Source organism: Novispirillum itersonii subsp. itersonii ATCC 12639 (genome assembly GCF_000381985.1).
GTDB lineage: Bacteria > Pseudomonadota > Alphaproteobacteria > Rhodospirillales > Rhodospirillaceae > Novispirillum > Novispirillum itersonii.
Genome location: NZ_KB907337.1, coordinates 453,594 through 468,756 on the forward strand (window position 1 = coordinate 453,594; position 15,163 = coordinate 468,756).

Below are 15,163 nucleotides of genomic sequence, written 5' to 3' on the forward strand. Positions count from 1 at the left end.
GCCTGCCTCAGATCTTTCGTTCCAGAAACTCTACACTGTCTGCCCCGACCGGGGCCAGCCTGACACGCCGGTATTCCGGGCTGTCGGTCAGGCGGGTCAGATCCAGCGCCCCGATGCCGCTGCGGGCATCGCCGCCCAGCACTTTCGGCGCCCGGAACCATACCGCACGGTCAATCAGACCGGCCCGCAGGAAGGCGCCGGCCACCTGACCGCCCCCTTCGATCATCACCCGGGTCAGCCCCCGTTCCGCCAACGCTGTCGCCACAGCACCGCAGTCATGCGGATCAGGCAGGAAGATCAGCTCCGCCCCTGCCCGGGACAGGGCCGCCGCTGCGTCTGTGTTCTTTGCCGTCAGCGCGGTGACAATCCACACCGGGGCCGCCGCCGCCGTTTCAAGCAACGCACAGTCCACCGGGGTCCGCAGCCGGGCATCCAGCACCACCCGCACCACCGGGCGCGGGTCAACCCCCGGCAGGCGGCAGCGCAGATCAGGGTTATCCGCCAGCACGGTCCCGGAGCCGACCAGAACAGCATCATGCTCCGCCCGCAGGCGGTGGGTCAGGGCCCGCGCATCCGGCCCGGTGATCCACTGGCTGTCACCGTTGGCCAGTGCGATGCGGCCATCCAGACTGGTTGCCGTTTTCAGGGTCAGCATGGGTCGCCCCTGCTCCACGCGCAGGAAAAAGCCCAGATTATGGGCACGGGCCTGATCGGCCAGCAAACCGTTCTGCACGGTGATTCCGGCGCTACGCAACCGTTCCAGCCCGCGCCCGGAGACCCGGGGGTCGCTGTCGGTGATCGCAACCACACAACGGCTGATACCCGCATCGGCCAGCGCATCGGCACAGGGCGGTGTCTTACCGAAATGGCTGCATGGCTCCAGCGTGACATAGGCGGTGGCGCCCCGGGCTTTCTCCCCCGCCTGCATCAGGGCGAATGCCTCAGCATGGGGACGACCGCCGGGCTGGGTCCAGCCCCGGCCAACCACCAGCCCATCCCGCACAATCACGCACCCTACCGCCGGGTTCGGCCAGGTGTTGCCCAGCCCCCGGCGGGCGAGCCGCAGGGCGGCAGCCATATGGGCGTGATCAGCGTCGGTGAAGGCGGACATCCGGCAGGCCTTTCTCAGAACAGAGGAACAGCGCAGCAAACCCCGGCGGGCGGTCAGGCCCGCGTCTCAATCCCCCCCAGACTTTCGATAAACTCTTCGAAATCACGGGCCTCGCGGAAATTCTTATAGACAGAGGCATAACGGACATAGGCCACCGGGTCGAGGGCCTGCAAGGCCTCCATCACCATTTCCCCGATCATGGTCGACGGAATATCATTCTCGCCGGAGCTTTCCAGCCGCCGCTGAATGCTGTTCACCACCCGCTCGATCCGCTCTTCATCCACCTTCCGCTTCCGGCAGGCAATGCTGATCGACCGCACCAGCTTATCCCGGTCGAACGGCACACGCTGGCCATTCTTTTTCGTGATGATCAGATCGCGCAGCTGTACCCGCTCGAACGTGGTGAAGCGTGACGAACAGGCCGGGCAGAAACGCCGCCGCCGGATCGCCGAATTATCCTCGGTCGGGCGGGAGTCTTTTACCTGCGTATCGTCATGGCCACAAAACGGACAGCGCATCATCATCCCCGGAACTGCGGAGGACTGCCACGCAGACCCCCGATGATGTGGGTGTATGACCGCACCCTACACCATCTTGTTGAAAAGAGTGAGAGCCTTTCCCCACCACCGGCGGGAAAAGGCTCTGAAAAGAAAAGACCGGTGCGGTAGGGGGAGCCCCCGCCGCACCGGCCCGCAAAGCACAAATTACAGGGTCGGGTAAATCGGGAAGCGGCGGCACAGCTCGGCCACCTCAGCCCGCACCGCAGCCTCAACCGCAGAGTTGTCTTCGCGGTTGGCGGCCAGACCATCCAGCACGCGCACGATCAGGCGGCCGATCTGACGGAACTCTTCTTCCCCGAAGCCGCGGGTGGTGCCCGCCGGGGTGCCCAGACGCACGCCGGAGGTCACGGTCGGCTTTTCCGGGTCGAACGGGATGCCGTTCTTGTTGCAGGTGATCCCGGCCCGCTCCAGCGCGTGCTCGGTGATGTTGCCGGTCAGGCCCTTCGGGCGCAGGTCCACCAGCATGACATGGGTGTCGGTGCCGCCGGAGACGATATCCAGCCCGCCCTTGACCAGCTCTTCAGCCAGCGCCTTGGCATTGACCACGATCTGGGCGGCGTAGTCTTTGAATTCCGGCTTCAGCGCTTCGCCGAAAGCGACAGCCTTGGCGGCGATGATGTGCATCAGCGGGCCGCCCTGCAGCCCCGGGAACACGGCGGAATTGAACTTCTTGCCGAGGTCGGGGTTGTTGGACAGGATCATGCCGCCGCGCGGACCACGCAGGGTCTTATGGGTGGTGGTGGTCACCACGTCGGCATAGGGCAGCGGGTTCGGGTGGGCCCCACCGGCAACCAGACCGGCGAAGTGCGCCATATCGACCATCAGATACGCGCCGACCTTGTCGGCGATGGCACGGAAGCGGGCGAAATCGATCTGACGCGGAATGGCGGAACCACCGGCGATGATCAGCTTCGGCTGATTTTCGACGGCCAGACGCTCGACTTCATCATAGTCGATCAGGCTGTCTTCTTTCCGCACGCCGTACTGCACGGCCTTAAACCACTTGCCGGACTGGGCCGGGGCCGCACCGTGGGTCAGGTGACCGCCAGCGGCCAGGCTCATGCCCAGAATGGTGTCGCCCGGCTGCAGCAGGGCCATCATCACCGCGCCGTTGGCCTGACAGCCGGAGTGCGGCTGAACGTTAACGTATTCGGCACCGAACAGCTTCTTGGCGCGGTCAATCGCCAGCGCTTCGGCCACATCGACGAATTCGCAGCCGCCGTAATACCGCTTGCCGGGGTACCCTTCGGCGTACTTGTTGGTCAGCACGGTCCCGGCGGCATCCAGCACCGCCTTCGACACGATGTTTTCCGAAGCGATCAGCTCGATCTGGTCCTGCTGGCGGCCCAGTTCGCTGGTCACCGCAGCCATCAGCTCCGGATCAGCATCGGCAAGGGAGGAGGAGAAAAAGCTGGAGGGCACTGCGTACGTCATGAGTGAGTGTATCCTCTGACAGAACCCCGCACTGGGGCAGAAGCCCCGCGATGGGGCGAAATTCCGGGGCCGGACGCGGTGGGGCCAGAAAGCCTGCGCCCGGAACAGACTGAAAAAGCTGAAAAATCAGCCTTAACTCATCTTCTCGATGCGGCGGGCATGGCGCCCCCCGGCAAACGGGGTCGACAGGAACAGATCAAGGCAATCCTTGGCCGTCTCCGGGCCGGTGGTACGGCCCCCCATCACCAGCACGTTGGCGTCGTTATGTTCGCGGCACATCCGCGCCCCGTAACCGTCGTGCACCAGCGCGGCGCGGACATGGCGGTGGCGGTTGGCGGCGATGGAAATACCGATACCGCTGCCGCACAGCAGCACGCCCCGGGCAGCCCGGCCATCAAGCAGCGCCGCCGCAACAGCGTCGGCAAAGTCAGGGTAATCGACCGAATCGGTACCATGCGTGCCGAGATCCAGCACCGTCAGGCCCTTTTGTTCCATGTGCTGCTTCAGCAGCGCCTTCATCTCAAGGGCGCCGTGGTCAGAGGCGATCACAATGACGTCTTGACTGCTCATCGGGGGTAACTCTCTCGTCTGGGCGGCAAAATCTGCGCGTTCCTTAACACAGGATCTGCATCAATTCCAACCGGCGCCTTTACGCTGCGTCGGGAAAAGGCGTCCTACCGGACAATTATCGCAGATTATCGCACGGAAACCATTTTCAGCCGCAGCCGATGCGACCCCCTCTTCCCCCGCGTCAGCCGGTGTTTTTTGCCAGAACCGACTGAAGCCGCCGCAGCGCCGCCAGCTGCATCGAAGACTGGGCCAGAGTCGCCGGGCAGGTCACCTTGACCTCTGTGCCGGTGGCGGCATGAATCGCGGTAACCTGCGCCGCATTCCCGATCACCCGCACCTCAAAATAAACCGTCCCGATATCCTTGCCTTTCGGCGTCATTCCGGTCATCGCAGGCTCCGGGTCGTTGAAGAGTGCGGGTAAAAAAATAGCAGGGATCTGACATAGCGCTGTCAGATCCCTGCCGCAAGAGGGTGCCGGTGTTCCAGCCCTTAGGTCATATCGCCGTCGAGCATCTTGATAATGCCGGAGAAATCAACCCCGCCGTGCCCGGCGTTGCTGAACAGCTGATACAGCGATTCCGCCGCTGCCCCCAGCGGGGTGGAGGCCCCGGCCCGGGCCGCCGCTTCCTGCGACAGCTTCAGATCCTTCAGCATCATATCCGCGGCAAACCCGGGGGTGTAGCCCCGGTTGGCGGGCGAGGTCGGCACCGGCCCCGGTACCGGGCAGTACGAGGTCATCGACCAGTTCTGCCCCGATGCCTTGGACGAGATATCAAACAGCTTCTGGGCATCCAGCCCCAGCCGCTTGGCCAGCATAAAGGCTTCCGAAGTGCCGATCATGCAGATGCCCAGCAGCATGTTGTTGCAGATCTTGGCGGCCTGCCCGTTCCCCGGCCCACCGGCGTGGACGATGGTCTTCCCCATCGCCTCCAGCACCGGGCGGGCCCGGTCAAACGCCGCATCCGGACCGCCGACCATGAACGTCAGGGTGCCCCCTTCGGCCCCGGCGGTGCCGCCGGAAACCGGGGCATCCACCATCGCCATGCCAGCCTCTTCCGCCGCTTTGGCAACGGCACGGGCGCTGTCGACATCAACCGTGGAGCAGTCGATCATCAGCGCCCCTTTCGGGGCCACTGACAGCACGCCGCCATCATTGCAGTACACCGCCCGTACATGCTGACCGGCGGGCAGCATGGTCACCACCACATCGGCCCCGGTGGCCGCATCAGCCGCTGATGCGACGGCGACGCAGCCGCGTTCCACCGCTTTGGCGACAGAGTCCTTTGACAGATCAAAGGCCCGCACCGTATGCCCGGCCTTCACCAGATTGCCCGCCATCGGGCCGCCCATATTACCCAGACCGATAAAACCGATCACCGCCATGACGTCTCACTCCAGATAGTTTGTTATCAGCCTGTTATCGGCTGCTTATGAAAAATCACCCGAAGGTCAGTTCGCCAGCCTCAGCCGGAGCGAAAAAGCTTTCGACCACCGCCGGATCAACATCCGCCAGCGCCGACGGCGACCACTTCGGGGCATGGTCCTTATCAATAATCACCGCCCGCACGCCTTCGGCCAGATCGGCAGTCAGGCCGATACGCGGCGAGACCCGGTATTCCAGCTGCATAGCCGCGTCAAAGCTATCCAGCGCAGCCCCCCTGCGGATCTGCGCGAAGGTGATCTTCAGGGAGGTCGGCGACATTTTACCCAGAAGATGCAGGGTCTTATCAGCCCATTCGCCGCCTTCGGCCCGCAGAGCTTCAATGATCTCTTCCACGCTATCTTTGCTGAAGCAGCGGTCGATCGCCGGACGCAGATCCGCAAGCGGGGCCGGGCCGGGATCCTGCTGAAAACCGTCAAGCACCGCCGTCACGGCGGCATGGCCGGAAACCCCGCGCAGCGCAGCGATCAGCTCGTCCTGCTTTTCCGACGGCACATAATGGGTGGCAACGCCGGTATACAGGCAGTCCGCCGCCTTCAGCCGCGCCCCGGTCAGGGCCATATACATACCGATCGCCCCCGGCAGACGGGGCAGGAACCAGGTGCCGCCAACATCGGGGAACAGACCGATGGCGGTTTCCGGCATGGCGAACAGGGTCCGTTCGGTGGCGACCCGATGCGACCCGTGCACAGACAGGCCGACGCCGCCGCCCATGGTCACGCCATCCATCAAGGCCACATACGGCTTGCCATACACCTTGATCAGGCGGTTGAGGCGGTATTCCTCGCCAAAGAAAGCCCGCAGATAGGCGGCATCCTTGGCGTGATTGGCTTCCCACATCCGGCGGATGTCCCCCCCGGCGCAGAAGGCTTTCTCTCCGGCCCCTTCCACCACCACCACGGTCACCGCATCGTCAGCGGCCAGACGGCGCAACAACGGGTCCATCGTCCGTACACCATCCAGCGTCAGGGCGTTCAGCGCCTTGGGTCGGTTCAGGGTAACGCGGGCAACGCCACCAGAGACGGACGACAGAATTTCGTCATTAATTTCAAAAGATGACATGGGAGTCCTCAGAAATCAGATCAAAAAGCAGCGCTTCCCGGCTGCAACCGGCTGGGAACAACTGGCAGAAATCAGGCATCCAGCATCTTACGGGCGATGATCACCCGCATGATCTCGTTGGTGCCTTCCAGAATCTGGTGAACCCGCAGATCGCGCAGCAGGCGCTCAATCGGGTATTCCCGCACATAGCCATAGCCGCCATGCAGTTGCAGGGCATCGTTCACCACGGCAAAGCCGGTGTCAGTGGCCAGCCGCTTGGCCATGGCGCACAGCTTGGTGGCATCCGGGGCTTTGGCATCCAGTGCCGAGGCAGCCCGGTGCAGAAGCAGACGGGCGGCAGTCAGCTCGGTCTCCATATCCGCCAGCCGGAACTGCAGGGCCTGAAACTCCGCCAGCGCCTTGCCGAACTGCTTGCGGACCTTGGTGTAGTCCAGCGCCGCCGCAAGCGCGGCTTTGGCCCCGCCAAGGGAACAGGCCCCGATATTCAGCCGGCCACCATCAAGCCCCATCATGGCAATCTTAAAGCCCTGCCCCTCGTCCCCCAGACGGTTGGCGACCGGCACCCGGCAGTTTTCAAAGATCACGGCGGATGTCGGCTGGCTGCGCCACCCCATTTTCTCTTCCTGCTTGCCGAATGACAGGCCGGGTGTGTCCTTCGGCACCACCAGCGTGGAAATACCCTTCGGCCCCTCGCCGCCGGTGCGGACCATCACCACATACACATCAGACCGGCCACCGCCGGAAATAAATGCCTTAGAGCCGTTGAGGACATAATGGTCCCCGTCCCGCTCCGCCCGGGTTTTCAGGCTGGCGGCGTCAGACCCCGCGCCCGGCTCCGTCAGGCAATAGCTGGCGAAGTGCTCCATGGTGCACAGCTTCGGAAGAAAGCGCTGCCGCTGCTCCTCATTGCCGAAGCGGTCGATCATCCACGCCGCCATATTGTGGATGGAGATGTAGGCTGCGGTCGACGGGCAGGCCGTCGCCAGTTCCTCGAAGATGATTGCCGCATCAAGACGGGTCAGGGATGATCCGCCGACGTCATCGCGCACATAAATCCCGGCAAAGCCAAGCTCCGCCGCTTTGCGCAGGGTCGCTTCGGGGAAGGTGTGGTTCTCATCCCAGTCTTTGGCGAAGGGGGCCATTTCGGTCTGGGCAAAATCACGAGCCACGTCCTGAAACTGGCTCTGCTCCTCGGTGAGGGCGAAATCCATCGGGTTTCCTCCTGGGGTCCCCCCGCCTGCGGCTGCGCCGCGTCGGGGTGTGTGTTTTGCCCGATGATAGCGCCTTCCCGCCCGCTGTCAAACCTTGCATACAATCCTGATCATCATTCCATACACTGCACCGATATGCCTAATAGAACAATTTTTTATCGTATTATTTTTTGATAAGACACTATGCGCCGATACTATGCGGCCTTGACAGGCGATCCCGCGTCCGCAACTCTCGTGACGGAATAGCAAGAACTGTCACCCCGGAGCGCCCAAAGAATGGATTTCAAGAGCACCAATCCCGAGACGCTGGCCCTGCACGCGGGATACCGCGCCGACCCCACCACCGGGGCGGTCGCCGTGCCGATCTATCAGACCACCTCCTATCAGTTCCGCGATACCGAGCATGCGGCCAACCTGTTCGCCCTGAAAGAGCTGGGCAACATCTACACCCGCATCATGAATCCGACGCAGGACGCATTTGAACAGCGCATCGCCGCCCTTGAAGGCGGTGCCATCGCGCTGGCGGTCTCTTCCGGTCAGGCGGCCTCGACCTTTGCCGTGCTCAATCTGTGTCAGGCCGGGGACAACTTTGTCACCTCCACCGACCTGTACGGCGGCACCTGGAACCTGTTTGCCAACACCTTTAAGCAGTTTGGCATTGAAGCCCGGTTCGTTGACCCGTCTGACCCGGAAAACTTCCGCCGTGCCGTCGATGACAAAACCCGGCTGTTCTATGCCGAAACGCTGCCGAACCCGAAGCTGAACGTTTTCCCGATTGCTGAGGTGGCGAAGATCGGCCGCGAGATCGGCGTGCCGCTGATCGTTGATAACACCGCCGCCCCGCTGATCTGCCGCCCGCTGGAACATGGCGCCGCCGTGGTGATGTATTCCGCCACCAAGTTCATCGGCGGGCACGGCACCTCCATCGGCGGTGTGGTGATCGACGGCGGCAACTTCCCGTGGGAACAGTACCCCGACCGCTTCCCCACCCTCAGCCAGCCGGACCCGAGCTATCATGGCGCGGTGTGGACCGAGGCCGTCAAGCCGCTCGGCCCGATCGCCTATGGCCTGCGCATGCGCGTCACCCTGCTGCGCGATGTCGGTGCCTGCATCAGCCCGTTCAATGCGTTCCAGCTGATTCAGGGCCTTGAAACCCTGCCGCTGCGCATGCGCGCCCACGCTGAAAACGCGGCGAAAGTTGCCGCCTTCCTGTCCGCCCATCCCAAGGTCAGCCGGGTCACTCACCCCAGCCAGCAGGACGGCGAACTGAAGCGCCGGGCCGACACCTATCTTAAGGGCAGCTACGGCTCCCTGATGGGCTTCGAGCTGACCGGCGGCACAGAGGCCGGGCAGAAATTCATCAATGCCCTGAAGCTGTTCTACCACGTTGCCAACATCGGGGATTCGCGGTCTCTGGCCATTCATCCGGCTTCGACCACCCATTCCCAGCTGTCGGCGGAGGAACAGCTTGCCTCCGGCGTGACGCCGGGGTATGTCCGTCTGTCCGTCGGGATTGAACATCCTGACGATATTATTGCCGATCTGCAGCAGGCTCTTGAACAGGTCTGAGGCAGACCTGTTCAGGAGGGATGCCCGTGACCACCGAGACCGTTTTCGGCCCCTTTCCGCGCACCCGGATGCGCCGCAACCGTCAGACTGACTGGTCGCGGCGTCTGGTGCGGGAAAACACCCTGACCGTTGATGACCTGATCTGGCCGGTCTTCATCATCGACGGCGAAGACAGAACGGAACCGGTGCCGTCTATGCCCGGCGTCGTGCGCTACACCATCGACCGCCTTGTGGCGGCGGCGGGCGAAGCGCGGGCGCTGGGCATTGCCTGCATTGCCCTGTTTCCCAAAACCGATGCGGCGGTGAAAGACACCGTCGGCACCGAAGCGGCCAACCCCGACAATCTGGTCTGCCGTGCCGTGCGCGCCCTGAAGGCGGCTTACCCCGACCTTGGCGTGCTGTGTGATGTTGCGCTGGACCCCTATACCGACACCGGCCATGATGGCATCTGCCGCGATGGCATCATCATCAATGATGAAAGTGTTGAGGCGCTGATCCGTCAGTCAATCTCGCAGGCCAAGGCAGGCTGCGATATCGTCGCCCCGTCCGACATGATGGATGGCCGCATCGGCCAGATCCGCGACGCGCTGGATGCCGAAGGCCTGCAGCATGTGCAGATCGTTTCTTATGCCGCCAAATATGCCTCCTGCTTCTATGGTCCGTTCCGGGATGCACTGGGCACCGGGGCATCGCTGAAGGGCGGCGACAAGAAAACCTACCAGATGGACCCCGCCAATTCTGACGAAGCCCTGCGAGAAGTGGCGATCGATCTCGCCGAAGGCGCCGATGTGGTGATGGTCAAGCCGGGCATGCCCTATCTCGACATCATCCGCCGTGTGAAGGACCAGTTCGCGGTGCCGACCTTCGCCTATCAGGTCAGCGGCGAATACTCGATGCTCAAGGCCTCTATCAACAACGGCTGGTTTGATCACGACCGCACCGTGCTGGAAAGCCTGATGTGCTTTAAGCGCGCCGGGGCCGATGCCATCCTGACCTATTTTGCCGTTGATGCCGCCCGTCTGCTGAAAGCACGGGGCTGACCGACAGAGCCCTTATGATAAAAACCGGCGGACTGTCAGCGCAGTCCGCCGGTTTTGTTTTGCCCTCAGGTCGACGGCTGAGACAACCAGCGCCGGACGAGATCAATCTGCGCCGGATCCATCAGCGCCGGGGCGTGACCGCACCCGGGGATTTCTTCGACCGTGACACCCGGCCGCTCCGCCATCCGGGCAGCCATGGCGCGATCCAGCAGCGGCGATTCCGCCCCCCGCAGCACCAGCGTCGGCACCGTCACCGCATTCCAGACCGGCCAGAGGTCGATATCATCATCCGGCAAGGACTGTAACGGCACCGCCAGCGCCGGATCATAAGCCAGCCGGAATCCCCCGCCGTCCACCGGATGGACAGAAGCCGCAGTAAGCGCGGACCACTGCTCATCCGTCAGCGCCCCGAACCCGGCATGAGCGAAACGGAAAAACCGTTCTGCCTCTTCCAGCGTCGCAAAGCGCGGGTCAGTCCCGACGTAGGTTTTAAGAAAGCGGATGAAGTCACCGCCGATCACCGGCCCGACATCATTCAGCACCAGCCGCCGGACCGGAGTGCCCGGGCTGGCCGCCAGAAACAGACCGATCAGTCCGCCCATCGACGTCCCGACCCAATCCACCGTTTTCGCGCCGCTGCGGGCGATCAGTGCCGCCATATCACTGACATATCCATCATAGGCATACCCCAGCGGATTCGTCAGCCACTCAGAACTTCCCCGCCCCAGCACGTCGGGGCACAGTACCCGGTAGCTGTCTGACAGAGCGGAGGCCAGAGGGTCAAAGTCAGCCGCATTGCGGGTCAGGCCATGAACGCAGATCAAAACCGGATCCGTCGGGCTGTTTTCTGCCCCCCAGTCCCGATAGGCCATCTGACGGAACCCTTCCGGGCGAAGGCAGGCAACGGTATGGACACGGGCTTTGGACACAATTTCCTCCGATCATCAATGCTTTGAATTTAGATGATTTTTAAAAACAGACGGTCTTTTTTTACGTCGATTTTGCAGCGCGGCATGATTTTTTGAATACCAATCCCTCGTTTTATGTATACAATTCATCCTGAGGAAACGGCAAAGATCTGCGGCACCCCCGCGCAAAGCCTGAACACGGGCCTTCCCTTAGGGAAGATAATCAGCAACAACAGGGGCCTCCGTTGATCACCAAAAAGGTACCAAGGGCCCATGCCCAAGCAAACCCCCACCCGGGCGGATTTTCTCCGCCGTACGCTGGAAGAAGACATTTTCAACGGCCGCCTGAAACCCGGCGACCGTCTTGATGAACAGTCCCTCGCCCAGCGGTTCAACGTCTCGCGCACACCGGTGCGGGAGGCACTGCGCCAGCTTTCTGCCTCCGGCCTGATTGAAGTCCGGCCACGGCAGGGCGCGGTGGTGTCTGTCATCACCCTGCCCCGTCTGATCGAAATGTTTGAGGTGATGGCTGAGCTGGAAGGCATGTGCGCCCGCCTTGCCGCCCGCCGCATGACCGAGGCGGAGCGGCAGTCCATCTCCGACGTGGTCACCGAAGCCGAAGGCTTTGCCGAGCAGGTCGATCTGGACTCTTATTACATTAACAACTGGAAATTCCACGACGCCATCTATTCCGGCAGCCACAACCATGTGCTGGAAGAGATGACCCGCAGCCTGCACCATCGCACGGCCCCGTACCGGCGTCACCAGCTCAACCGTCCCGGCCGCGTCCATGAATCCCTTGCCGAGCACAAAAAAGTGGTCGAGGCCCTTCTGGCCGGGGATGCCGAAGCCGCCGGAAAAGCGATGTACCGTCACGTCAACGTGCAGGGGGATGTCTTCGCCGACTTCCTGTCCACGCTGCCGACCGGCTACCTGAAGGGTTAGTTTTTCTATCCATCCACCGGCAGGGCCAGCCCCTGCCCCTTCGTGAGATCACCGGAGAATCCCATGAGCGGAACCCTTACCCTGAACACAGATCCCTTCGCCCTGGCCAAGGAACTTTCAGGCAAGCACCTGATCAACGGCGCCCTTGTCGCCGCCGTGTCCGGGCAGACCTTTGACGTGGTCAATCCGGCCACCGGACAGGTGGTGGCACAGGCTGCCAAAGGGGATGCCGCCGATGTGGATGCCGCCGTTGCCGCCGCCGTCGCCGCCCAGAAGGAATGGAAGCGCCGCCCGGCCCGTGAACGCGGTAAGCTGGTGGCGGAATGTGGCCGCCGCCTGACCGAACACACCGAAGAGCTGGCGCGTCTGGTGGCGCTGGAAACCGGCAAGGCCCTGCGCACCGAAAGCCGGGTTGAAGCCGGTGTGCTGGCCGATGCCTTTGTGTTCTACGGCGGCCTCGCGTCGGAACTGAAGGGGGAATCCGTCCCCTTCAACCCCGATATGCTGACCGTCACCGTGCGGGAGCCGATCGGCGTGGTCGGGGCGATTATCCCCTGGAACGTCCCGCTGATGCTGATGGCGCTGAAAATCGCCCCGGCGCTGGTCGCAGGCAACACCGTGGTGGTAAAGTCGGCGGAAGAAGCGCCGCTGACCGTGCTGCGCGTCTGTCAGATCCTGAATGACGTTCTGCCGCCCGGCTGCTTCAACATGCTGTCCGGCTTCGGCCCGGACTGCGGCGCGCCGCTGGTGGCCCACAAGGATGTCGGCAAGATCACCTTCACCGGCTCGGTCGAAACCGGCAAGATCGTCTACAAGACCGCTGCGGAACGCCTGATTCCGGTGACGCTGGAACTGGGTGGCAAAAGCCCGATGATCGTGATGGGCGATGCGGATCTGGACCGCGCCGTCGGCGGGGCAATTTCCGGCATGCGCTTCACCCGTCAGGGCCAGAGCTGCACCGCCTCCTCCCGCATTTACGTTCATGCCGATCTGCATGACGCTTTCGTTGCCAAACTGACTGAAAAGGTCAACGCCCTGAAGATGGGCGACCCGCTGGATGAGGCCACCGATATCGGCACCATCATCTCCCGCGATCAGTACGAGAAGGTGAAGGGCTACGTCGAAGCCGGGATCAAGGCCGGTGGCACCGCCAACGCCTGCTCGGCCCTGCCGACCGACCCGGCGCTGGCCAAGGGGCTGTTCCTTCAGCCGGTGATCTTCACCGACATCGCCCGCGATGCCCCCCCGGCGCGGGAAGAAATCTTCGGGCCGGTGTGCTGCATCTTCAAATTCACCGACTATGAAGACGTGATCACTGAAGCGAACAACAGCGAATACGGCCTTGCCGCCACGATCTGGACCCGCGATCTGCGCACCGCCATGAATGCCGCACAGCGTCTGGAAGCCGGTTTCGTGCAGGTGAACCAGAATCTGGTGGTGCAGCCGAATCTGTCTTACGGCGGCATCAAGGCTTCCGGCCTGGGCAAGGAAGCGACGCTGGAAGCGATGCTGGAACACTTCACCGAAAAGAAGACCATCATCATCAACATGACCTGACGGCCTGTTTTCCGGCCCGCCAGTTTTCCCGCCCGGACGGAGCATCCCATCCGGGCGGGGACCATCAGGCAGCAAAAAAGGCGACCGTTTATGCGGTCGCCTTTTTTATCGCATCCCGGGCCGTCAGGGGCGCTCAGGCCCCGTCGTGCAGGGTCGCATAGGCCCCGCGGTAATACAGAAGCGGCTGCCCACCGGCCTGCATCTCAAGATTTTCCACCCGCCCGATAACAATGACGTGGTCGCCGCCATCGCTGACGGTATGGACCGAACACTCGAGATGGGCAATGCAATGATCCAGCAGCGGCACCCCGCCCAGACCGGGGCGGGAGGCGATGCCATTCCAGTTTTTGCCTTCCCGGCTGGCAAAAGCGATCGAGACTTCTTTCTGATCTTCACGCAGCACATTAACCGCAAAGCGGCCTTCGCTGAACGCCGGGACAGCACTGCTCTGCTTATGCAGACAGAACAGCACCAGAGGCGGATCCAGCGAGACAGAGGTGAAGGAATTGACCGTGACGCCAACCGGAAGCCCTTCCGCATCAACGGACGTCACAACGGTCACGCCGGTGGCAAAGCACCCCATCGCTTTGCGAAATGCGCGTTCATCAAAAGGCATGGGCCGATATCCAGTATCTGATTTCGGGCATTCTGACCCGATCCGGTTTCCCCCGGAAAGCAAAATTCTATGCCGCAGTAGCACAAAAACCCTTGTGCCGTCATCAGGTTTTTCCAAAACCGGCTTCAGCCGCGTGTATAGTTCATTGATTTTGCCGGTATAACACCGGTCGCGATTGATGTTTGCAGAAACCTTGGGTACAACAGTTCTCTGACACCGGGCTGGACGGAACATCCGGCCCTTTAGGATTTCCCGGGGAACTGGACTGGTGGCCGCATGCTGATCATCATTGGTACACTTATCGTTCTGGGCAGTGTGATCGGCGGTTACATGGGTGGCGGTGGCCACCTCGGCGTGCTGTGGCAGCCCTTCGAATTCATCATCATCTTCGGCGCGGCGCTGGGATCGATGGTCATCGGCAGCCCGAAAACCGTGCTTGTCGGCATCGGTAAGGCGATGGGCCCGATGATGAAGGGCCCCCGGCACCATAAATCAAGCTATCTCGAACTCCTCAGCATGCTGTACTCGGTGTTCCGGCTGGCGAAAACCAAGGGTGATCTTGCTCTTGAAAGCCACGTCGAACGCCCCGATGAAAGCCCGCTGTTTCAGAAGTTTCCCGGTTTTGCCGGGGATCACCACGCGCTGGTGTTCCTGTGCGACTATCTCCGCCTGCTGACCCTTGGCACCAATAATGCCAACGAAGTCGAGACCATCATCGGTGAAGACATCGAGGCCCACCACCACGAACACCACGCTGTTTCCACCGCCGTCAACAATATGGCGGACGGGATGCCCGCGCTGGGGATCGTGGCGGCGGTGCTGGGGGTGATTCACACCATGGGCTCCATCACCGAGCCGCCGGAAGTGCTGGGGCACCTGATCGGCGCGGCGCTGGTGGGGACCTTCTCCGGGGTGCTGCTGTCTTACGGTTTCTTCGCACCGTTTGCGCGCGCCATCGAGTCCGCTTACAACGCGGAAACCGAGTATCTCAACTGCATCAAGGCCGCCCTGCTGGCCCACATGCAGGGATATGCGCCGCAGGTTTCTATCGAATTTGCCCGTAAGATTCTGCCGCCGCATGTCCGCCCCACCTTCCAGGAAGTGGAAGAAACCGTCACCAACCTCAGCCACGATTAACG

The 15,163-nt window shown here is 62.4% G+C and carries 15 protein-coding genes; 5 read left to right on the forward strand and 10 right to left on the reverse strand.

What is annotated here, in order from left to right:
• Positions 1–7: 7 nt before the first annotated feature.
• The 8 genes from ribD to G365_RS0102145 all read right to left on the reverse strand — a co-directional run bounded on the left by ribD (position 8) and on the right by G365_RS0102145 (position 7,389).
• Entirely contained in the window at positions 8–1,111 is a 1,104-nt protein-coding gene (gene ribD, locus G365_RS0102110) for a bifunctional diaminohydroxyphosphoribosylaminopyrimidine deaminase/5-amino-6-(5-phosphoribosylamino)uracil reductase RibD (protein WP_019643847.1), read from the reverse strand.
• Positions 1,112–1,164: 53 nt separating this feature from the next.
• Positions 1,165–1,629 carry a transcriptional regulator NrdR gene (nrdR, locus tag G365_RS0102115; protein WP_026345018.1) on the reverse strand — a complete coding sequence of 155 codons (465 nt, stop codon included), beginning with the start codon at positions 1,627–1,629 and terminating at the stop codon, positions 1,165–1,167.
• Positions 1,630–1,815: 186 nt separating this feature from the next.
• Entirely contained in the window at positions 1,816–3,105 is a 1,290-nt protein-coding gene (gene glyA, locus G365_RS0102120) for a serine hydroxymethyltransferase (RefSeq protein WP_019643849.1), read from the reverse strand.
• A 132-nt stretch (positions 3,106–3,237) separates the two neighbouring features.
• Positions 3,238–3,675, reverse strand: coding sequence for a ribose 5-phosphate isomerase B (gene rpiB / locus G365_RS0102125; RefSeq protein ID WP_019643850.1), 438 nt, complete (start codon positions 3,673–3,675; stop codon positions 3,238–3,240).
• A gap of 181 nt (positions 3,676–3,856) precedes the next feature.
• Positions 3,857–4,063: a DUF6898 family protein gene (locus tag G365_RS0102130; protein WP_019643851.1), complete on the reverse strand. Its 207-nt coding sequence runs from the start codon at positions 4,061–4,063 to the stop codon at positions 3,857–3,859.
• 101 nt (positions 4,064–4,164) lie between these two features.
• On the reverse strand, positions 4,165–5,058 hold the full coding sequence (mmsB, locus tag G365_RS0102135; RefSeq protein ID WP_019643852.1) for a 3-hydroxyisobutyrate dehydrogenase: 894 nt from the start codon (positions 5,056–5,058) through the stop codon (positions 4,165–4,167).
• A 55-nt stretch (positions 5,059–5,113) separates the two neighbouring features.
• A complete protein-coding gene (locus tag G365_RS0102140; RefSeq protein ID WP_019643853.1) occupies positions 5,114–6,178 on the reverse strand; it encodes an enoyl-CoA hydratase/isomerase family protein in 1,065 nt (354 codons plus the stop codon).
• Between the two features lie 71 nt (positions 6,179–6,249).
• Positions 6,250–7,389, reverse strand: a complete 1,140-nt coding sequence (locus G365_RS0102145; protein WP_019643854.1) for an isobutyryl-CoA dehydrogenase — start codon at positions 7,387–7,389, stop codon at positions 6,250–6,252.
• A gap of 276 nt (positions 7,390–7,665) precedes the next feature.
• Between G365_RS0102145 and G365_RS0102150 the strand changes: the two genes are divergently transcribed.
• Positions 7,666–8,958 (forward strand): O-acetylhomoserine aminocarboxypropyltransferase/cysteine synthase family protein, encoded by a 1,293-nt coding sequence (locus G365_RS0102150; RefSeq protein ID WP_019643855.1) that lies wholly within the window; start codon positions 7,666–7,668, stop codon positions 8,956–8,958.
• Between the two features lie 20 nt (positions 8,959–8,978).
• Positions 8,979–9,998, forward strand: a complete 1,020-nt coding sequence (gene hemB / locus G365_RS0102155; protein WP_019643856.1) for a porphobilinogen synthase — start codon at positions 8,979–8,981, stop codon at positions 9,996–9,998.
• Positions 9,999–10,063: 65 nt separating this feature from the next.
• On the opposite strand, the gene G365_RS0102160 is transcribed toward hemB, so the two are convergent.
• The gene (locus G365_RS0102160) at positions 10,064–10,927 is read right to left on the reverse strand and encodes an alpha/beta fold hydrolase (RefSeq protein ID WP_043741074.1); all 864 of its coding nucleotides are present in this window, start codon (positions 10,925–10,927) and stop codon (positions 10,064–10,066) included.
• A 252-nt stretch (positions 10,928–11,179) separates the two neighbouring features.
• Between G365_RS0102160 and G365_RS0102165 the strand changes: the two genes are divergently transcribed.
• Both G365_RS0102165 and G365_RS0102170 read left to right on the forward strand, forming a co-directional pair.
• The gene (locus G365_RS0102165; protein WP_019643858.1) at positions 11,180–11,851 is read left to right on the forward strand and encodes a GntR family transcriptional regulator; all 672 of its coding nucleotides are present in this window, start codon (positions 11,180–11,182) and stop codon (positions 11,849–11,851) included.
• A gap of 63 nt (positions 11,852–11,914) precedes the next feature.
• Entirely contained in the window at positions 11,915–13,408 is a 1,494-nt protein-coding gene (locus tag G365_RS0102170) for an aldehyde dehydrogenase family protein (protein ID WP_019643859.1), read from the forward strand.
• A 133-nt stretch (positions 13,409–13,541) separates the two neighbouring features.
• Here G365_RS0102170 and G365_RS0102175 read toward each other — a convergent pair whose 3' ends face one another.
• Positions 13,542–14,024 (reverse strand): flavin reductase family protein, encoded by a 483-nt coding sequence (locus G365_RS0102175; protein ID WP_019643860.1) that lies wholly within the window; start codon positions 14,022–14,024, stop codon positions 13,542–13,544.
• Positions 14,025–14,300: 276 nt separating this feature from the next.
• Here G365_RS0102175 and motA point away from each other — a divergent pair, with 276 nt between their 5' ends.
• Positions 14,301–15,161, forward strand: a complete 861-nt coding sequence (gene motA, locus G365_RS0102180; RefSeq protein ID WP_019643861.1) for a flagellar motor stator protein MotA — start codon at positions 14,301–14,303, stop codon at positions 15,159–15,161.
• The last annotated feature ends 2 nt before the right edge of the window (positions 15,162–15,163 follow it).